13 protein-coding genes are annotated in these 19,318 nt (G+C 68.5%); 6 read left to right on the plus strand and 7 right to left on the minus strand.

The features are described from left to right. Positions 1-106: 106 nt before the first annotated feature. Positions 107-3,469: a PAS domain-containing protein gene (locus tag RT655_RS10310; protein ID WP_313536538.1), complete on the minus strand. Its 3,363-nt coding sequence runs from the start codon at positions 3,467-3,469 to the stop codon at positions 107-109. Positions 3,470-3,593: 124 nt separating this feature from the next. Here RT655_RS10310 and RT655_RS10315 point away from each other — a divergent pair, with 124 nt between their 5' ends. Continuing rightward, positions 3,594-4,601, plus strand: coding sequence for a fumarylacetoacetate hydrolase family protein (locus RT655_RS10315; protein WP_313536539.1), 1,008 nt, complete (start codon positions 3,594-3,596; stop codon positions 4,599-4,601). 21 nt (positions 4,602-4,622) lie between these two features. Here RT655_RS10315 and RT655_RS10320 read toward each other — a convergent pair whose 3' ends face one another. The 4 genes from RT655_RS10320 to RT655_RS10335 all read right to left on the minus strand — a co-directional run bounded on the left by RT655_RS10320 (position 4,623) and on the right by RT655_RS10335 (position 11,413). Beyond that, on the minus strand, positions 4,623-5,159 hold the full coding sequence (locus RT655_RS10320) for a 2'-5' RNA ligase (RefSeq protein WP_313536540.1): 537 nt from the start codon (positions 5,157-5,159) through the stop codon (positions 4,623-4,625). After that, positions 5,159-8,569 carry an error-prone DNA polymerase gene (locus tag RT655_RS10325; RefSeq protein WP_313536541.1) on the minus strand — a complete coding sequence of 1,137 codons (3,411 nt, stop codon included), beginning with the start codon at positions 8,567-8,569 and terminating at the stop codon, positions 5,159-5,161. Before RT655_RS10325 ends, RT655_RS10320 begins: the two co-directional genes overlap by 1 nt. A 5-nt stretch (positions 8,570-8,574) precedes the next feature. Further along, positions 8,575-10,077, minus strand: coding sequence for a DNA polymerase Y family protein (locus tag RT655_RS10330; protein WP_313536542.1), 1,503 nt, complete (start codon positions 10,075-10,077; stop codon positions 8,575-8,577). Positions 10,078-10,699: 622 nt separating this feature from the next. Continuing rightward, positions 10,700-11,413, minus strand: a complete 714-nt coding sequence (locus RT655_RS10335; RefSeq protein ID WP_313536944.1) for a protein ImuA — start codon at positions 11,411-11,413, stop codon at positions 10,700-10,702. 235 nt (positions 11,414-11,648) lie between these two features. On the opposite strand from RT655_RS10335, the gene RT655_RS10340 reads away from it, so the two are divergent. The 5 genes from RT655_RS10340 to rarD are packed head-to-tail and all read left to right on the plus strand — an operon-like array spanning position 11,649 to position 16,517. Beyond that, positions 11,649-12,920: a 3-methyl-2-oxobutanoate dehydrogenase (2-methylpropanoyl-transferring) subunit alpha gene (locus tag RT655_RS10340; RefSeq protein ID WP_313536543.1), complete on the plus strand. Its 1,272-nt coding sequence runs from the start codon at positions 11,649-11,651 to the stop codon at positions 12,918-12,920. 11 nt (positions 12,921-12,931) lie between these two features. After that, the gene (locus RT655_RS10345) at positions 12,932-13,936 is read left to right on the plus strand and encodes an alpha-ketoacid dehydrogenase subunit beta (RefSeq protein WP_313536945.1); all 1,005 of its coding nucleotides are present in this window, start codon (positions 12,932-12,934) and stop codon (positions 13,934-13,936) included. A gap of 5 nt (positions 13,937-13,941) precedes the next feature. Then, positions 13,942-15,273 carry a dihydrolipoamide acetyltransferase family protein gene (locus tag RT655_RS10350; protein WP_313536544.1) on the plus strand — a complete coding sequence of 444 codons (1,332 nt, stop codon included), beginning with the start codon at positions 13,942-13,944 and terminating at the stop codon, positions 15,271-15,273. A 2-nt stretch (positions 15,274-15,275) separates the two neighbouring features. After that, the gene (locus tag RT655_RS10355; RefSeq protein WP_313536545.1) at positions 15,276-15,575 is read left to right on the plus strand and encodes a YciI-like protein; all 300 of its coding nucleotides are present in this window, start codon (positions 15,276-15,278) and stop codon (positions 15,573-15,575) included. A gap of 48 nt (positions 15,576-15,623) precedes the next feature. Beyond that, entirely contained in the window at positions 15,624-16,517 is an 894-nt protein-coding gene (gene rarD, locus RT655_RS10360; protein WP_313536546.1) for an EamA family transporter RarD, read from the plus strand. A gap of 178 nt (positions 16,518-16,695) precedes the next feature. Here rarD and RT655_RS10365 read toward each other — a convergent pair whose 3' ends face one another. Together RT655_RS10365 and RT655_RS10370 are read right to left on the minus strand one after the other, a co-directional pair. Beyond that, positions 16,696-17,913, minus strand: a complete 1,218-nt coding sequence (locus RT655_RS10365) for an argininosuccinate synthase (protein ID WP_313536547.1) — start codon at positions 17,911-17,913, stop codon at positions 16,696-16,698. A gap of 101 nt (positions 17,914-18,014) precedes the next feature. After that, the gene (locus RT655_RS10370; protein WP_313536548.1) at positions 18,015-19,241 is read right to left on the minus strand and encodes a cyclopropane-fatty-acyl-phospholipid synthase family protein; all 1,227 of its coding nucleotides are present in this window, start codon (positions 19,239-19,241) and stop codon (positions 18,015-18,017) included. Between the last annotated feature and the right edge of the window lie 77 nt (positions 19,242-19,318).

Raw genomic sequence — 19,318 nt, forward strand, 5'->3', positions numbered from 1 at the left:
CCGCCCTTCGACAGGACTCGGCAGCCGGGCTGGTCAAACGGACGCGTCGCCCGAAGCCGCGGCGCGAATGACGACTGTGCGCCCGAAGGTCAAGCCTTTCCTGCCGTCACGCGTCCAGTGCAGCGCGGATCGCGGTGGCCAGCGCGGCGATGTCGAACGGCTTGGGCAGGATATTCTCGTCGCTGCCCGCGGCCGGCGAATCAGGGGCATAGCCGCTGGTGAGCAGCACCTTGAGCCCGGGCATCCGCTCGCGCACCCGCGTCGCCAGCTCGCGCCCGCTCATTTCGGGCATCACCACGTCGCTGAACAGCAGCGAAATCTTTTGCCCGCGCTCGAGCAACCGCAGCGCTTCGATCCCGTCGCGGGCAAAGACGACGCCGTAGCCGAGCTCCCGCAGCGCCTCGACCGAATAGGTGCGCACCCGATCCTCGTCCTCGACGACGAGGACAACCTCGCCCGCGCGGCCGCGCGGCAGGTCGCGCTCGATGCTGTTTGCAGCGGGCGCGGGCACCGCTTCGGGCCGGGCCGGCAGCAGCACCCGCACGCAGGTGCCCTCCCCGGGGGCGCTCTCGATCATGACATGCCCGCCCGACTGGCGAACGAAACCGAACACCTGGCTGAGCCCGAGCCCAGTACCCTTGCCCACCCCCTTGGTGGTGAAGAAAGGATCGAACGCGCGCGCCGCCACCTCGGGCGGCATGCCCACCCCCGTATCGCGGAGGCGGATCTCGACAAAATCGCCCGCGGCGATCTCGTGGCGAGCGGCCTCGTCCGCATCGATCGCGAGTTGCTCGGTCTCGATCGTCAGCGTGCCGCCATCGGGCATTGCATCGCGGCCATTGACCGCCAGATTGAGCACGACATTTTCGAGCTGGTTGCGGTCCGCCACCACCGGATCGAGCCGGCGGGCGAACTGCGTTTCGATCACCACTCCTTCGCCCAGCGTGCGCACGAGCAGCTCGATCATCCCCCCAAGCATGTCGTTGACGTCGAGCGCGGTCGGTGCGAGCGGCTGGCGACGCGAAAAGGCAAGCAGTCGCTGGGTCAGCGCGGCGGCGCGGCTGGCGCCATCGCGCGCGGCGACGAGATAGCGGTCGATATCGGTCCGCCCTTGCGCGACGCGGCGCTCCATCAGGTCGAGCGCGCCGATCACCACCGCGAGCATGTTGTTGAAGTCGTGCGCGATGCCGCCGGTCAGCTGGCCCACCGCCTCCATCTTCTGCGCCTGGCGGAGCTGCGCCTCGGCCGCCATCAGCCGCTCGGTACGCTCGCGCACGGCGGCCTCCAGTTCCTCGCGCGAACGGGCGAGCACTTCGCGCGCGTCGACGATGTCCTGGATGTCGGTGCTGGTGCCGAACCAGCGGACGATGCGGCCGGTCTCGTCGCGCAGCGGCTGTGCGCGACCGAGCGCCCAGCGATAGATGCCGCTATGGTGCCGCATCCGATATTCGATCCGGTAGAGATCACCGGTGCGGATGCAATGCTCCCACACCGCCGCTGCGCGGCGCTGGTCGCCGGGATGGAGCACTGTGCCCCACGCGTCCCCGTCGGTGCTGCCGCGCTCGACCCCGGTATAGTCGTACCAACGGTCGTTATAATAATCGACGCCGCCCTCCGCATCGGCCGACCAGACCATGTGATCGATCGAATTGGTGATGGCGCGGAACTGTGCCTCGCTCTCGCGCAGCGCCAGCACCGCGTCGGCGCGTTCCACCGAATCCCAGGTGGTCTCGACGACGGTCTCGACGAACGCGATTTCCTCCGGCTGCCAGGATCGCGCGCCTGCGCCATTGGCGTAGAAGGTGGCGACCCAATTCCCGCCGCGCAGCAGCGGCACGCCGATCGCCGAAGGCGAGAGCTTGCTCAGCTCGGTATGTGGGAATTCGGTACTGCTGTCGTCGAAGGTGACGGTGCGGCCCTGGCGATAGCGTTCGACCAGCGGCGCCACCGCATCCAGCCGCCACTGGCCGGCGAACTTGGGCAAGCTGCCGTCGGTCCAGCAGGGCCCGAGATGGATCACCTCCCCCGCCACCCGGTAGAAGCCCACGCGCGCCAAGCCCAGCCTGGCCCCCAGCTCGGCCGCGGTGAGTTCCATGATCGCCTCGGGCGTGTCGAGCGCGCGCTGGCGCTCGGCCAGGCCATGCAGAAAGGACTGCGCCTCGGTGGCGGAGCGCAGGTCGTCGGCGGCTTCCTGCGCGGCTTCCTCGGCCAGTTTGCGATCGGTGATGTCGAAGCTGACGCCAGGGAAGCGGATTGGGCGCCCGGCGGCATCGAAGGTGCAGCGGCCTTGGGTGAGCAGCCAGCGTACCTCACCATCGGCACGCACTACGCGAAATTCGAGCTTCAGCGGGGCATGATCGGCCATCGACCGGCGCACTTCCCGCGCGATGCGCGCGCGATCGTCAGGATGAATGAAGTTGAGCACCGCGTCGAAGGCGCCACCACTCCCGACCCGCTCCGAGTTGATGCCGAACAGCGCGGCGAAGCGTTCATCGCCGGTCACCCGGCCACTTTCCGCCGTCCAGTCCCAGGTGCCGATGCCCGTCGACGCGTTGAGCGCGAGCTGCAACCGCTCTTCGCTCCGCCGCAAGGCCTCTTCAGCGACCGCCCGCTCGGTGATGTCGGCGGCCGAAATGAAGATGCCGGTGCAGGCGCCGACAGAGTCCTTGATGGGCTGGAAGGTGAAATCGAGCACGCGGCGTTCGGGCGAAGCGGCGGCCCGACGCTGCAGCAGGACGTCGCGGCCCAGCGCGCGATAGGGCTCGCCGCTGCGATACACTTGGTCGAGCACTTCGACATACCCCTGCTCGACCACTTCGGGCAGCGCCTCGGCTACCGACCGCCCGACCACCGCGTCGCGACCGACCAGTTCGAGATAGGCCGGGTTGGCGAGCACAAAGCGATGCTCCGGCCCGTCGAGCAGCGCCACGGCGCCAGGCGCCTGCTCGAAATAGTCGCGCAGCCGCTCGAGCTCGGCCTGCCTGGCGCGCTCGGCGAGCACCACCCGCGTCGTCTCGTTGCCCTGATTGAGGATGCCCAGCACGCGGCCTTCGGCATCGCGAATCGGTGTAAAGCTGTAGTTCCACCAGGTGTCGCGCGGCACCCCGTCGCGTGCCATCCGCAGCAGCTGGTCGTAGACCGCAAAGCCGCGGCCTGTTGCGACCACCTCCGCCATCTGCGGGCCGACCACGTCCCAGATCTCCGCCCAGACCTCACCGCCCGCGCGGCCCAGCGCCCAGGGATGCCGGTCGGCCGCGATCGGCGCCCAGGCATCGTTGTAGAGCAGGCGGAACTCGGGGCCCCAATAGAGCGCTTTGGGAAAGCGTGAGGCGAGCATCATGTCGACGGTGATACGCAGCGGCTCACACCAGCGCTCGGGCGCACCGAACGGATGGCCGGCCCAGTCAAACCCGCGAATGCGTTCGGCCATGTCACCGCCATGATCCAGAAAGCGAAGCGGCGCAGCCATGTGCAATTCGTTGATCATGGCCCACCCCGAAGTCAATGCGACTGGGCAAAATACCTAGCAAAGGGCTACGGTTCCGTGGCGAGCGACGTTGCCCTATGGCGACCGCCGAAGGAGATGGTGTCCAATGAAACTAGCCAGCCTCAAGCAGGGCCGCGACGGCAAACTCGTCGTCGTCTCGAACGATCTCGCCTGGTGCGCGGACGCGAGTCACATCGCGCCGACATTGCAGGCGGCGCTGGACGACTGGGAGCGGGTGGAAGGCGATCTGCGCAACCTCGCCACCGATCTCGAGCATGAGACCATTCCGATGATGCGCTTCCACGAGCGCCAGGCGGCGGCACCGCTGCCGCGCGCCTATCAATGGGCGGACGGGTCGGCCTATGTGAATCATGTCGCGCTGGTGCGGCAGGCGCGCGGCGCAGAGCTGCCCGAGAGCTTCTGGCAGGATCCGCTGATGTACCAGGGCGGGTCCGACGGATTCCTCGGGCCGCGCGACGCGATCCCGCTCAAGGACGAGGCCTGGGGCTGCGATCTGGAGGCCGAAGTGGTGGTCGTGACCGGCGACGTGCCGCTGGGCGCGAGCCGCGAGGAAGCGCTGGCGGCGGTGCGGCTGGTCGGCCTCACTAACGACGTGTCCCTGCGCAACCTGATCCCGGGCGAACTCGCCAAGGGTTTCGGCTTCTTCCAGTCCAAGCCGGCCAGCGCCTTTACGCCGGTGTTCGTGACGCCGGATGCGCTGGGCGATTGGTGGCAGGACGGCAAGCTGCGCCGTACCCTGATGGTGGAGTTGAACGGCAAGCCCTTCGGCCGCGTCGATGCCGGCGAGGACATGACCTTCGATTTCGGCACGCTCATCGCGCACGCGGCGAAGACCCGTGCGCTGGGCGCGGGCACGATCATCGGATCGGGCACCGTCTCTAACCGCGATTCCGATGGCGGCCCGGGCAAGCCGATCGGCGAGGGCGGCAAGGGCTATTGCTGCCTCGCCGAGGTCCGCACGGTCGAGACGATTCTGCGTGGGAGCGCCGAGACCCCGTTCCTCAAGGGCGGCGACACGATCCGCATCTGGGCGGAGGACGACAAGCACCACCCGATCTTCGGCACCATCGAGCAGACGGTGGTCGCGGGCTGAGTTCCGGTCGGCGGGGCGGCTTCAGAAGTCGAAACTGCCCTGCCGTTCGATCAGCGGCCAGCGGCCCAGCTCGATATGCCGGTGCGCGCCGACGATGCTGTGGATCAGCACGAAGCCGGTCGCCGTCCAGCAGATCGGATCGATTCTTCGGGTGAACGGGACGCCGCTGCGGTAGAGCAACGTGACGTGGGGGCGAAAGACCCACTCCGTCCGCAAGAGTCCCGCGCGTGCCATGCGGCGCTGAAGGGGCCCGGCCAGCGCGGCAAGCGGCGGGCATCGACCGCTCGAACGCAGCGCGATCGACTTCTCGCTCGCGGAAAGCTGGTCGAGGCGCATCGGAATGGGCGCGGCTGTGACGCTTCCGCCAATGGACAGCAATGCGGTCTCCAGAAGGGGGCAGGATTGCGTGAAGTCGTCCGTGATGGCGAGCGTAGCATGCAGACGGGTATCGGACACGATGTGCTCGGCGGGTCCGAGTTGATCCCATTGTCCGGCGATGGCGCAGCGCATCAACAATGGTTGCACGGCGAAGAAATAGCGGTGGGCAAGCGTCGACATCAGTGGAAATCGTGCGACTTGATCGGGATGATGTCCTCGCGCCGCGACGGCCAGCTCTCGGGCGTGCGCTGCTTCGGATAGGCATGGGCGGGATCGGTAGCGCGGATGACCTTGCGGTCGCGCGAGTCGATCGTGCCGCCATGCGTCGCGCCGTCGCCGGGCATCGTCATCCGCGGCAGGTCGATCGCGCCGACGCTGCGCAGCAGGTCGGTCAGGTCGGTGATCGTCTCGGCGATCAGGTGCAGCACCTCGCCTTCGCGCTGGAGGCGTCCTCGCACGGAAATCATCGGCGCGGCGAGGATGATCGGGCGGTAGAGCGCGAAGCGCGCCGGCCAGACGATCGCATTGGCGATGCCGGTCTCATCCTCCAGCGTCAGGAAGATGCTCTTGGCGCTTCCCGGCTTCTGGCGGACGAGCACGATGCCGGCCACCTCCACCCGCGCGCCGTCCTTGAGCCTCTTGAGGTCGCCGCACGGGCGGATACGGCGCGCGGTGAGCGTATCGCGGAGGAAGTGGAGCGGATGCGCGCGCAGGCTCAGCTGGGTGGCGCGGTAATCCTCCACCACTTCGCGCCCGGCGGTGAGGGGCACGAGCGTCACCGCAGGCTCGGCGGCCTGGATCGGCCCCTCGATTCCCGCGAACAGCGGCAGCGGCGCCTGGTCGAGCGCCTTGATCGCCCAGAGCGCCTGGCGCCGATCCTGCCCGAAGGCGCTAAAGCCATCGGCGCGCGCGAGCTTCTCCAGCGCGGCAGGCGAGACGCGGGCGCGGCGCCAGACATCCTCGATCGAGGTGAAGGGCCGCTCAGCGCGCGCGGTGAGGATTGCGTCCGCATCGCGCGCGGACAGCCCCTGCACGACGCGCATGCCGAGTCGGAGGGGGCGCAATCCCAGATCCTCCCCGGCACGGGGAGGGGGACCGCCGCCGAAGGCGGTGGTGGAGGGCGCGCTCGGCAAGGCAGGCCCGTGTGCCGCCCCCCCTCCACCATGTGCTGGCGCACATGGTCCCCCTCCCCGTTCCGGGGAGGATTGTAGGACCCGCGTATCCCACGCACTGTCGTTGACGCACACCGCGCGCACCTCGACGCCGTGCTCGCGCGCATCGCGGACGATCTGCGCTGGGGCGTAGAAGCCCATCGGCTGCGCGTTGAGCAGCGCCGCGCAGAAGATGTCGGGATGGTGGCACTTCATCCAGCTCGACGCATAGGCGATCTTGGCGAAGCTGGCGGCGTGGCTCTCGGGAAAGCCGTAACTGCCGAAACCCTCGATCTGCTTGAACGTGCGCTCGGCGAAGTCCTGCTTGTAGCCTTTCTCCAGCATCCCGCTGATCATCTTCTCGCGGAAATGGGTGACCCCGCCGGTCGACTTGAAGGTTGCCATCGCGCGGCGCAGCGCGTCCGCCTCGGCCGGCTCGAACCCCGCCCCGACGATGGCGACCTTCATCGCCTGCTCCTGGAACAGCGGCACGCCGAAGGTCTTCTCCAGCACGTCCTTGAGTTCCGCGCTCGGATACTCGACCTCCTCCTTCCCCTCGCGCCGGCGCAGATACGGGTGGACCATGTCGCCCTGGATCGGCCCTGGCCGGACGATCGCGACCTGGATGACGAGATCGTAGAATTCCTTGGGCTTGAGCCGCGGCAGCATCGACATCTGCGCCCGGCTCTCGATCTGGAAGGTGCCGAGCGTGTCGGCCTTCTGGATCATCGCGAAGGTGGCGGGATCATCCTCCTGCATCGCATCCGACGCCAGGGTGAGCTTCACGCCCTTGTGCTGCTGGAGCAGATCGAACGCGCGCCGCATGCAGCCGAGCATGCCCAGCCCGAGAATGTCGACCTTCATCAGGCCGAGCGTCTCGATATCGTCCTTCTCCCATTCGATCACGCGCCGGTCGACCATCGCAGCCGGTTCGATCGGCACGATCTCGTCGAGATTCGCCTGGGCCAGCACGAAGCCCCCGGGATGCTGCGAGCGGTGGCGTGGGGTGCCGATCAGCTGGCGAGCGAGATCGAGCGTCAACGCGAGGCGCGGCTCGCTGGCGTCGAGATTGAGCGCGGCGGCATCGGCCTCGCTCACGCCCTCGTTCGACCAGCCCCACACCTGCCCCGCCAGCCCCGCCGTCACGTCCTCGGACAGCCCCAGCGCCTTCCCCACTTCGCGCACCGCCCCGCGCGTGCGGTAGCGACTGACCACAGCGGTCAGCGCGGCATGGCGTGCGCCATAGGTCTCGTAGATCCACTGGATCACTTCCTCGCGCCGCTCATGCTCGAAATCGACGTCGATATCCGGGGGCTCGTCGCGGTCCTCGGAGATGAACCGCTCGAACAGCAGCTTGTGCACCACCGGATCGATCGAGGTGACGCCGAGCAGGAAGCAGATCAGCGAATTGGCCGCGCTCCCCCGCCCCTGGCACAGGATTTCCTGCGCGCGGGCGAAGCGGACGATCGAATGGACGGTAAGGAAATAGGGCGCGTAGCCGAACTTCTCGACCAGCCGCAGCTCTTTCTCCAGCAGCTCCGCATAAGCGGGCGGCGGCCCCTCCGGGAACTTGGCGGCGAGTGCATCGCGGGCGAGCTTGGCCAGCGCCTCCTGCGGGCTGCGGCCGGACATCACCACCTCGTCCGGATAGCGATAGAGCTTGCCGAGTTCACGCGGATTGAAACTGCACCGCTCGACCACAGCCTCCACGGCCTGCAGCGCCTCGGGCCAGGCGGCGAAGCGGCGCGCCATTTCGTGCGGGGGCTTGAGGTGGCGATCGGCGCTGCGGGCGCGGCGGAAACCGAGATCGTCGACCGTGGTGGTGTGGCGGATCGCGGTCATCACGTCGTGCAGCATCCGCCGGTCGGGATGATGGTAGAGCACGTCGCCGGTGGCGAGCGGGGTCAGCCCGTGCGCGGCGGCGGCCTGCGCCAGGCCATGCAGCCGCACCGCCTCCTGTGGCCGGCGATGGCGGGTGAGCGTGACATGGCCGCGCTCCCCGAACACATCCGCCATCCAGCGCAGCGCCGCCGGGTCGCCCGCATCCGCCATGCCCGGCACCAGCGCGGCGACGAGGCCGTCGGCATGCCCCGCGACATCCTCCCAATGGAGGAAGCACTGCCCCTTCTCGCCATGCTGCGCATCCGCCCGCGCCTTGCCGATGCTGAGCAGCCGGGTGAGCCGCGACCAAGCGGCGAGATCCTCGGGCCAGACCAGCACCCCGCTGCCGTCGGTCAGGTCGAGCCGGCAGCCGGTGACCAGCCGCACGCCGGTCTCCTCCGCCGCGACCAGCCCGCGGACGATCCCGCCGACGCTGTTGTGATCGGTGATGCCCAGCGCGGGCATGCCGTACGCCGCCGCCGCCTCGAACAGTTCCGAGGGTGCGGAGGCGCCGCGCAGGAAGGAATAATGGCTGGTGACCTGGAGTTCGGAATACATGCCGCTCACCCGAACAGGCCGTGCAGGTACCAACTGAGATCGCCGGTCACTTGGCGCTCGCCGTCGCCTTGACGGAACAGCCAGTAGCGGCGGCCGCGCTCGTCCTCGACGCGGAAATAGTCGCGCGTGGCATGCGTCTCGGTCGCGCGCTTCCACCATTCGCCATGGATGCGCTCGGGCCCGTCGGCATGGACCACCTCGTGCCGCTCGCCCCGCCAGGTGAAGCGTCGCGGCGGCTGGTCGGGGAGCGCGGCGACGACATGGTCGAGCCGCTCAGGCCGGCGCAGCAGGCGGATCGGGCGCGGCCAGTCCGGATGCCAGGGCGGCAGCGGGGCGTTCCGATCCAGCTGGCGGACATCGTCGGCCTTCATCGGCGCGGCCTCGCGTTCGGGCGGATCGAGCGGCGGCAGGGCCGCGGCCGAGCGCTCGGGCACGTCGCTTTCCACCGGCCGCATCCGCCACAGCCGCGCCATGCCGATCCGCGTAGCGAGTGTGTCGATCAGCGGGGCGAGATCGGGCACCGTCTCGGCATCGAGCCGCTCGTCGACCGGCAGCGCGCCCAAAGGTTCGCTGCGCAGCAAATGCAGCGTCATCGCGTCGAGGCCATAGCCGGGTTCGATCTGGTCGATCCGCCGGGCGAGCAGGCGGAGGAGATGCGCGGGATCGCGACTGGCGCGGGCGAGACCGATGCCGATCCGCTGGGGTACGCCGTCGACCCGGTCGGCGACCAGCCCGATGCGGCGCGCGCCCTGCCCGGCTTCGGCCAGCGCTTCGGCGAGGCGGTTGACGAGATCGCCCAGCCAGTGGGCGATTGCCTCGGGCGTGGCGATCGGCTCGGCGAAGCGCTGGGTGACCGCGATCGGCTCGGGCGGGGTGACCGGGGTGACCGGCTCCGGGATGCGCCCCAGCGCCTGGTCGAGCCGCGCGGCGATGACGGTGCCGAAGCGGCGGACCAGCGGCGCGCGGGGAAGCGCGGCGAGCTGGCCGATGCTGTCGACGCCGAGCCGGTGGAGCAGGTCGATCGCGTCGTTCTCCAACCGCAGCGCCTCGACGGGCAGCGGGGCCAGCCACGCGCCATGTTCGCCGGGGGGGCAGAGGAGCAGCGTCTCGGGGCGAAAGCGCGCAAAGGCCCAGGCGGCGCCGGGGGTGTCGGCGACCGCGATCCTGGCCGCGAAGCCCAGCCGGGCGAGCAGCGCGTGCAGGCGGCGCAGCATCCGTGCCTCGCCACCATGGAGATGGGCGACGCCGGTCAGGTCGAGGAACAGCAGGTCGTCGCCGGCGAGGGTGACGCTCGGCGACCAGCGCCGGGCAAGGCTGTGCGCCAGCCGCTCGAGATCGACGCGGTCCCCTTCGGGGTCGGCCGGGTCGATGCGGAGTTCCGGCACCAGCGCACGGGCCTGGGTGAGCGCCATGCCGATGCGGATTCCGGCAGCGAGTGCGGCCGGGCAGGCGGCGGCGACTTCGCTGCGGCTGCCGGTGCGGCGGGAGAGGATGCGGGGGAGGTCCACCGCATCCGCTGCCGCTGACGTCCGCCTGTGGCTCCCGCGCTCCCCCCGCCCCCTATCGTCATCCCCGCGGAGGCGGGGATCCATTCGCCGTGCCATTGCGGCGCCATCTTCGACCGATGAGTCAATGGATGCCCGCCTTCGCGGGGATGACGAAGAAAGGGTGGCGGGGGCGGGGGCGCTAACAGTCGGCGCAGCCGCGCGCGCGGCCAGCGGCAACCGCACCACCTCGCCCGCCATCGCCCCGCCCTCGTCGGGGCGCATCCGCTTGAAGGCATGATCCGCCGCCTCGCTGCGCCGGCCGAGCTCGCGCATCGGCGGCCGCTGGTGCGGCGGGAGCGCGGCGATCGCGGCGTCGCGCGCGGCCCGCGCCCAGCGTGCACCCGGCCGCCAGCCACCGCCGCGCTGGACGGAGCAGGCAACCTCCTGTTCGGCAGCGGCGAGCGCCTGGACGGACTCCAGGCGCCCGTCGCTGTCGCTCCCCTCCCGCTCGCGGGAGGGGGTGGGGGAGGGGCTGGCGTGGAAGAAGTACTGATCCGTTTCAGCCCCTCCCCTAGCCACTCCCGCAGGCGGGAGGGGTACGAGAGCTACAGCGTCGTTCCCATATACGTTCTGGTGCGCCCGCTCAGGCGGCGGCAGCGCGCGCCGCTCGGCCCGCCGCACGCGGTCGAGCGACCAGTGGGGCAGGAAGAGCGCAGCGACCCGTTGCATCGCAGGCCTCCACCAAGAGTTGGAACGATTCCCCCCCACGTTGCCGCGCCAGCGACAATTCCCAGCGCGGCCGGCCGACCCCCTCCACCGGCAGCGGTGCCGAAGGCGCGCAGCCGATCCGCCAGCGCGTCACCGCCGCGGAAGGCGCCCCCAGCGGATCGCTTCCTTCGCGGGCATGGCGCTTGAGCAGCAAGGCGATCGTGCGGCCCCCCTCGGCCACCAGCTGCAGCCGCCGCGTCGCCGGCATCCCCAGCCGCTTCACTTCGCCGATCACCGCGCCGAGGCCGCGATGGCGCAACCCCTCCTCCATGATCGCGAGCAGCTCGTCGTCGTCGCGCGCCTCGGCATAGATCACCCGCTTGGGATCCAGCCCGACCTGCGCCAGCCCCGGCGCGAACAGATCGCGCCGCCGCACCACCCACAGCACCGGGCCCCAGCAGCGTGCGGCGATTCCACCGATAAAGGTGGTGGCCGCACAATCGTCGGTCAGGTCGGGCGTGGCGCCGGCAATCTCGTGCAGCGCATCGAGCCGAAGTCCCCCATCGGCCAGCTTCGCATCTAGCCGCTCCAGCCCGAAGGGCAGCACCGGGCGCCGACGGAATCCGGTACCGTCGAGTGCGCTGAGCATTGCGCGCAACTGGTCGAGAGTGGCAGGATCGGGCACGGCGACTCGCTCGGGGTTGATGACAGGTCCGACTCGTTCGTTCCTATTTTGTTCTAATCCGGCACGGAGTCAATCAGGCTCCGTGTCCCAAATTTTTAGGCCAGCCCTGCTGCCCCATCTCGACAGGCCCATTGAAATTTTATAACAAGCGCTGGAAATCGAGTCCGTGGGCGACACGGCCGTATCTGATGGAGAGACCATGACGGTGGACGCCCCGCGCGCCAACCTGCCGCCCTTATCGCTGCACGTGCCCGAGCCGCGCTTTCGCCCCGGCGACGAGGCCGATTTCAGCGATCTGTCGATCCCGCCCGCCGGCGCCGCGCGCCGCCCGGATACCGCCGAGCCGGCCGATCGATTTCACGAACTCGCCTATGGCCTGGTCCGCGTCCTCGACGATGCAGGTAATGCCGTGGGGCCCTGGGATCCGCGACTCGACGCGGAGGCCAAGCGCAAGATGCTGCGAAGCATGGCGCTCACCCGCGCGTTCGACGAGCGCATGTTCCGCGCCCAGCGCCAGGGCAAGACCAGCTTCTACATGAAGTCTACCGGCGAGGAGGCGGTGTCGGTGTCGGCCGCGCTGGCGATGGCCGGCGACGACATGTGCTTCCCCAGCTATCGCCAGCAGGGCATCCTGCTCACCCGCGGCTATCCGCTGGTCGAGATGATGAACCAGATCTACTCCAACCGGAGCGATCCGCTGCAGGGCCGGCAGCTGCCGATCATGTATTCGTCGAAGGAAACCGGCTTCTTCTCGATCTCCGGCAACCTCGCCACGCAATATCCGCAGGCGGTGGGCTGGGCGATGGCGAGCGCAGCGCGCGGCGACACCCGCATCGCCGCCACCTGGTGCGGCGAGGGTTCGACCGCGGAAGGCGATTTCCACTCGGCGCTGACCTTCGCCACCGTCTATCGCGCCCCGGTGATCTTTAACGTCGTCAACAACCAATGGGCGATTTCGAGCTTCTCGGGCTTCGCGGGTGCCGAGGCGACCACCTTCGCGGCGCGCGCGATCGGCTATGGCATCGCCGGGCTGCGCGTCGACGGCAATGACGCGCTGGCGGTCTATGCGGCGACCGAGTGGGCGGCCGAGCGTGCGCGGACCAACCAGGGCCCGACGCTGATCGAGCATTTCACCTATCGCGCCGAGGGCCATTCCACCTCGGACGATCCCAGCGCCTATCGCTCCGCGGGCGAGACCAATGCCTGGCCGCTCGGCGATCCGATCCGGCGGCTGAAGGATCACCTGATCGGTCTCGGCGAATGGGACGAGGAGCGCCATGCGGCGATGGACCTCGATCTCGCCGAGACGGTGAAGCGCGCGCAGAAGGAAGCCGAGAAGAACGGCATCCTCGGCCACGGCATGCACCAGCCATTCGAGACGATGTTCGAAGGCGTCTTCGAGGAGATGCCCTGGCACTTGAAGGAACAGAGCGACCAGATGATCGCCGAGCGTAAGGCGGCCGGGATTTGACCGCCCCCCGGATGAACATGATCCAGGCGATCAACTCCGCCATGGACGTGATGATGGAACGCGACGACCAGGTCGTCGTGATGGGCGAGGATGTCGGCTATTTCGGCGGCGTGTTCCGCGCGACCGCCGGGCTCCAGGCAAAGTACGGCAAGACCCGCGCCTTCGACACGCCGATCACCGAGATCGGCATCATCGGCGTGGCGATCGGCATGGGTGCCTATGGCCTGCGCCCCGTGCCCGAGATTCAGTTCGCCGATTACATCTACCCCGCGCTCGACCAGCTCGTCTCCGAAGCCGCACGGCTGCGCTACCGCTCGAACGGCGACTTCACCGCGCCGATCACGGTGCGCTCGCCCTATGGCGGCGGCATCTTCGGCGGGCAGACGCACAGCCAGTCGCCCGAGGGCATCTTCACCCATGTCTCGGGCATCAAGACGGTGATTCCGTCGACGCCCTATGACGCCAAGGGCCTGCTGATCGCCGCGATCGAGGACAACGACCCCGTACTCTTCCTCGAGCCCAAGCGCATCTATAACGGCCCGTTCGACGGCCATTATGATCGTCCGGCCAAGAACTGGACCGCGCATCCCGCGAGCGAAGTCCCCGAGGGGCATTACCGCGTCGAACTCGGCAAGGCCGCGACGGTGCGCGAAGGCGAGGCGGTGACGATCCTCTGCTACGGCACGATGGTCCATGTCGTCGCCGCGACGATCGAGGAACTGGGCGTCGACGCCGAGATCATCGACCTGCGCACCTTGGTGCCGCTCGACATCGAAGCGATCGAAACCTCGGTCAAGAAGACCGGCCGCTGCATGATCGTCCATGAGGCGACGCGCACCTCCGGCTTCGGTGCGGAATTGTCGGCGCTGGTGCAGGAGCGCTGCTTCTACCATCTCGAAGCGCCGATCGCCCGCGTCACCGGCTTCGACACGCCCTATCCCCACAGCCTCGAATGGGCCTATTTCCCGGGTCCGGTGCGGATCCGCGAGGCGCTCAACAAACTCCTCAAGGACTGACGCCCATGGCTCGTTTTACCTTTCGTCTGCCGGACATCGGCGAAGGCATTGCCGAGGCCGAGATCGTCGCCTGGCACGTGAAGATCGGCGACCGCGTCGAGGAAGACCAGCAGGTCGCCGACATGATGACCGACAAGGCCACGGTGGAGATGGAATCGCCCGTCTCCGGCGTGGTGGTCGAGCTCGCCGGCGAGGTGGGGGACCAGGTGCCGATCGGTTCGGCGCTGATGGTGATCGAGGTCGAGGGCGAGGCTGCGGCGGAGACGACCGTCGAGGAGCAGGTCGAGGCCGAGAACCCGGGCGTCGAGGAATCGATCCTCCCCGGCACGGGGAGGGGGACCGCCGGCGAAGCCGGTGGTGAAGGGGGGGCGTCGCTGGACGACTCCGCAGAAACTGCGCCCGCGTCCCCCGCTGAGCTCCCCCTCCACCATCAGCCTGCGGCTGATGGTCCCCCTCCCCGTTCCGGGGAGGATCTTAAAATCCTCGCCTCCCCCGCGGTGCGCGCCCGCGCGGCCGATCTCGGCATCGACCTCGCGCAGGTGAAGCCCGCCGAGGGCGACCGCCTCCGCCATGCCGATCTCGACGCGTTCCTCCGCTATGGCAGCGCGCAGGGCTATCACGCCCCCCACGCTAGCCGCGCCCGCGAGGACCAGCCGGTGAAGGTGATCGGGATGCGCCGCCGCATCGCCGAGAACATGGCCGCGTCGAAGCGCGCCATCCCCCACTTCACCTATGTCGACGAGATCGACGTTACCGCGCTGGAAGCGATGCGCGGCGACCTGAACGACAACCGTGGCCAGCGCCCCAAGCTGACCATGCTGCCGTTCCTCATCGTCGCGCTGTGTCGCACGCTGCCCGAGTTCCCGATGCTCAACGCCCGCTATGACGACGAGGCCGGCGTGGTCACGCGCCATGGCCGCGTCCATCTCGGCATGGCGACGCAGACCGATGCCGGGCTGATGGTGCCGGTGATCCGCGATGCACAGGACCGGAATGTCTGGCAGCTGGCGAGCGAGATCACCCGCCTCGCCGAGGCAGCGCGCACCGGCAAGGCGACCTCGCAGGAGCTGAGCGGCTCGACGCTCACCGTCACCTCGCTCGGGCCCCTCGGCGGCATCGCGACGACGCCGGTGATCAACCGGCCGGAGGTGGCAATCATCGGCCCGAACAAGATCGTCGAGCGGCCGGTCTTCCACGGCGACGACATCGTCCGCGCCAAGCTGATGAACCTGTCGATCAGCTGCGACCACCGCGTCGTCGACGGCTGGGATGCGGCAAGCTTCGTCCAGGCGGTGAAGAAGCTGCTCGAGACGCCGGTCCTGCTGTTCGCCGACTGAGCATGGCGCATGTCCTGCTCCGCTACACCCTGGCGCCCGATTATCTGGCGCGCCGGGGTGCGCTGCGGGAAGCACATCTCGCGCTCGCCTGGGCGGCAGCGGATGCGGGCACGTTATTGCTGGGCGGTGCGGTTGGCGACCCGCCCGAAAGCGCGCTGCTGCTGTTCGGCGATGCCGAGGCAGCGCGCGCCTTCGCTGCGCAGGATCCGTATGTGACGGAGGGCATCGTCACGCATTGGGATGTCGTCCCTTGGACGACCGTCGTCGGCGCCGAGGCAGCGACTCCGATCCGCCCGGCCTAAGCTTCGCCTCAGGTTGCGTTGCACCGCAACACGGCGCAACAAGGCGTCATGTCCAACGCTCAGGGCGCCGATCGCGCCGGCTTATTCCTCGGCATCGCCGCCTATAGCCTGTGGGGCGTGCTGCCGCTCTATCTGCACCTGCTGCAGGTGGTGCCCGCGCTGCAGGTGCTGTCCCACCGCGTGCTCTGGTCGCTGCTGCTCCTCGCCGTGATCGTGGTGGTGCTGCGCCGCGTGCGCAGCATCGCCGCCGCTGCCAGGGGGCGGACCCTGCTGCTTCTCGTCGGCAGCGCGGCGCTGATCGCGATCAACTGGCTGGTCTATATCTGGTCGGTGCAGCACGAACATGTGCTCGACGCGAGCCTCGGCTATTTCATCAACCCACTGGTCAATGTCGCGCTCGGCATGCTGGTGCTCGGCGAGCGGCTGCGGCGCTGGCAGGGCGTGGCGATCGGTCTGGCCGCGCTGGGCGTGCTGCTGCTGACGCTGCATGGCGGCGGGGCGCTGTGGATCCCGCTCGCGCTGGCGCTGAGCTTCGGCGGCTATGGCCTGCTGCGCAAGGTGGCGGCGATCGATGCGCTCGGCGGGCTGACGGTGGAGACGCTTCTACTGGGTCCGCCCGCGCTGGCGGTGCTGCTCTGGGCAGAGCATAGCGGCACGGCGGCGTTCGGCGGATCGACGCGGATCGACCTGCTGCTGATCGCGGCGGGCGTGGTCACCGCGACGCCGCTGCTGCTGTTCGCCGCGGCGGCCAAAAGGCTGCCCTACGCGACCATGGGGCTGCTCCAGTACATCGCGCCGACGCTGCAGTTCCTGGAGGCGGTGTGGTTGTTCGGCGAGGCCGTTCTGCCGGTGCACATCGCCACCTTCGCGCTGATCTGGTCCGGCTGCGCGCTTTACGCGTGGGACAGCCTACGCGCGTACCGGGCGGCGGTGAAAGGCTGAGCGTCTCCTCCCTCGGGCGCAGCCCGGGGGAGGGGGACCGCCGCCGCAGGCGGTGGTGGAGGGGGGCCCTAGCACGTACAAAAAAGGACGCCGCAATCTGCGGCGCCCCCTCCACCACGCCGCTACGCGGCGCGGTCCCCCTCCCCCGGCTGCGCCGGGAGAGGGAACACTGGTTTGCTCAGCCCTCGCGGCGGCCGAGCAGGCGCAGGCGGAGTGCGTTGAGCTTGATGAAGCCCGCCGCGTCGCGCTGGTCGTACGCGCCCTGGTCGTCCTCGAACGTCACGACCTTCTCGCTGTACAGCGAATAGGGCGATTTGCGGCCGGTGACGATCACGCTGCCCTTGTACAGCTTGAGCCGCACGGTGCCGGTGACCTTCTCCTGGCTGTAGTCGACCGCGGCCTGCAGCATCTCGCGCTCGGGCGAGAACCAGAAGCCGTTGTAGATCAGCTCGGCATAGCGCGGCGCCAGCTCGTCCTTGAGGTGCGCGGCGCCGCGGTCGAGCGTGATCTGCTCGATGCCGCGATGCGCGAGGTGATAGATGGTGCCGCCCGGCGTCTCGTACATGCCGCGCGACTTCATGCCGACGAAGCGGTTCTCGACCAGGTCGAGCCGGCCGATGCCGTGCTTGCGGCCGAGCTCGTTGAGCGCGGTGAGCAGCGTCGCCGGCGACATCGCCTGGCCGTTCAGCGCCACGCCGTCGCCGCGCTCGAAATCAATCGTGATCGTCTCGGGCGTGTCGGGCGCGTCTTCGGGGTTCACCGTGCGCGAATAGACATAATCGGGCACTTCCTCCCACGGATCCTCGAGCACCTTGCCCTCGGACGAGGTGTGGAGAAGGTTCGCGTCGGTCGAGAAGGGCGATTCGCCGCGCTTGTCCTTGGTCACCGGGATCTGGTGCGATTCGGCGAACTCGATCAGCTTGGTGCGGCTGGTCAGGTCCCATTCGCGCCACGGCGCGATCACCTTGATGTCCGGGTTCAGCGCATAATAGCCGAGCTCGAAGCGGACCTGATCGTTGCCCTTGCCGGTGGCGCCGTGGCTCACCGCATCGGCGCCAACCATCTTGGCGATCTCGATCTGGCGCTTGGCGATCAGCGGCCGCGCGATCGAGGTGCCGAGCAGATACAGCCCCTCGTAGAGTGCGTTGGCGCGCATCATCGGGAACACATAGTCCTGCACGAACTCCTCGCGCACATCTTCGATGAAGATGTGCTCGGGCTTCACGCCGGCCATCTCGGCCTTCTTGCGCGCGGGCTCCAGCTCCTCGCCCTGGCCGAGATCGGCGGTGAAGGTGACGACCTCGCAGTTATAGGTCTGCTGCAGCCATTTCAGGATCACGCTCGTGTCCAGGCCGCCCGAATAGGCGAGGACGACGCGATTGATCTTATCCGACATGGGGCAGCGACTCCGGGGAAAAAGGAAAGGGGAAACGCGGGGCCTCTAGGGTCCCCGCGCCGTGCGTGCAATATCCGCCGTCCTCCCCTGCGCGGGACGGGTCAGTCCTGGCGGAGCTTCCCTTCCGCTTCGGCCATGTAATCGCGGGTCAGCGGCAGCGCGGTGCGCGAGCGCGAGAATTGCAGCTGGTAGTTGACCAGCCCGCCATTCATGAAGCTGACATAGCAGCCGGCGAGATAGAAGGTCCACATCCGGTAGAAGCGCTCGTCATACAGCGCGACGATATCGTCATGCGCAGCGACGGTGCGATCGTACCAGGCCTTGAGCGTATGGCCGTAATGCATGCGCAGCACCTCCACATCGGTGAGGAAGTAGCGCAGCCCCTCAAAGCCCTCGCAGATCTCGGACAGCGCCGGGATATAGCCGCCGGGGAAGATGTATTTGAGCGTGAACGCGTCGGTATAGCCCGGCCCGCCCGCGCGCCCGATCGTGTGAAGCAGCATCACGCCCTCGGGCGTCATCAGTTCGCGGCACTTGGTGAAGAAGGTGCGGTATTGCGGCGTGCCGACATGCTCGAACATGCCGACCGAGACGATGCGATCGAACTGCCCGGTGAGCGCGCGATAGTCGATCAGCTCGAACTTCACCTTGTCCGCCACGCCTGCCGCCTCGGCGCGCTCGCGGGCGATCTTCAGCTGCTCTTCGGAGAGGGTGATGCCCAGCACCTCGGCGCCGGTCTTGGCGTGGATGTAGAGCGCCATGCCGCCCCAGCCGCAGCCGATGTCGAGTACGCGCATGCCCGGCTCGATCGCCAGTTTGGCGACAATATGCGCCTTCTTGTCGGCCTGGGCCTGCTCCAGGCTATTCGCCGGATCGGTATAATAGGCGCAGCTATATTGCCGGTCGGCATCGAGGAAGAGATCGTAGAGCCGCGCCGAGAGATCGTAATGATGCGCGACATTCTGCCTGGACTTGCGGGCCATGTTCTTGCGGCCGAGCCAGTGCGCCACCTTGCCGGCAGCGAGGCTGAGCTTGCCCGGGCTGAGGGCCGCGTTGCTCTTTTCCCAGGTGTTGTTCGCGGTTACCAGATTGAGCAGGTCGAGGATGTCGCCATGCTCGAGGTTCAGGCTGCCGTCCATATAGGTCTCGGCCGCGCCGAGCGCAGGGTCGCGGACAATGCGGCCCTCGGCGCCCTTGGACAGCCGCATGGTGACGGGCTTGAGGGCGGGGTCGGGGCTGCCAAAGGTGCGGGTGGTGCCGTCGGGTCGGATCAGGGTGAGCTCGCCGCGCTTCACGGCACGGTCGAGGAAGCGGTCAATCAGGGCCATGGCGCTCCACTAGGCAGAGATTGTGTCGGGAATACGCATAGTAGGTTTCGGCGCCCCGCAAACGATTACGTTACCGC

The organism is Sphingomonas sp., from assembly GCF_032114135.1.
Taxonomy (GTDB): domain Bacteria; phylum Pseudomonadota; class Alphaproteobacteria; order Sphingomonadales; family Sphingomonadaceae; genus Sphingomonas.

Excerpts from the sequence above, each read along its gene's own strand:
- RT655_RS10310 (WP_313536538.1), bottom strand. The coding sequence starts at position 3,469 with ATGGCTGCGCCGCTTCGCTTTCTGGATCATGGCGGTGACATGGCCGAA.
- RT655_RS10315 (WP_313536539.1), top strand. The coding sequence starts at position 3,594 with ATGAAACTAGCCAGCCTCAAGCAGGGCCGCGACGGCAAACTCGTCGTC.
- RT655_RS10320 (WP_313536540.1), bottom strand. The coding sequence starts at position 5,159 with ATGTCGACGCTTGCCCACCGCTATTTCTTCGCCGTGCAACCATTGTTG.
- RT655_RS10325 (WP_313536541.1), bottom strand. The coding sequence starts at position 8,569 with ATGTATTCCGAACTCCAGGTCACCAGCCATTATTCCTTCCTGCGCGGC.
- RT655_RS10335 (WP_313536944.1), bottom strand. The coding sequence starts at position 11,413 with ATGCTCAGCGCACTCGACGGTACCGGATTCCGTCGGCGCCCGGTGCTG.
- RT655_RS10340 (WP_313536543.1), top strand. The coding sequence starts at position 11,649 with ATGACGGTGGACGCCCCGCGCGCCAACCTGCCGCCCTTATCGCTGCAC.
- RT655_RS10345 (WP_313536945.1), top strand. The coding sequence starts at position 12,932 with ATGAACATGATCCAGGCGATCAACTCCGCCATGGACGTGATGATGGAA.
- RT655_RS10350 (WP_313536544.1), top strand. The coding sequence starts at position 13,942 with ATGGCTCGTTTTACCTTTCGTCTGCCGGACATCGGCGAAGGCATTGCC.
- RT655_RS10355 (WP_313536545.1), top strand. The coding sequence starts at position 15,276 with ATGGCGCATGTCCTGCTCCGCTACACCCTGGCGCCCGATTATCTGGCG.
- rarD (WP_313536546.1), top strand. The coding sequence starts at position 15,624 with ATGTCCAACGCTCAGGGCGCCGATCGCGCCGGCTTATTCCTCGGCATC.
- RT655_RS10365 (WP_313536547.1), bottom strand. The coding sequence starts at position 17,913 with ATGTCGGATAAGATCAATCGCGTCGTCCTCGCCTATTCGGGCGGCCTG.
- RT655_RS10370 (WP_313536548.1), bottom strand. The coding sequence starts at position 19,241 with ATGGCCCTGATTGACCGCTTCCTCGACCGTGCCGTGAAGCGCGGCGAG.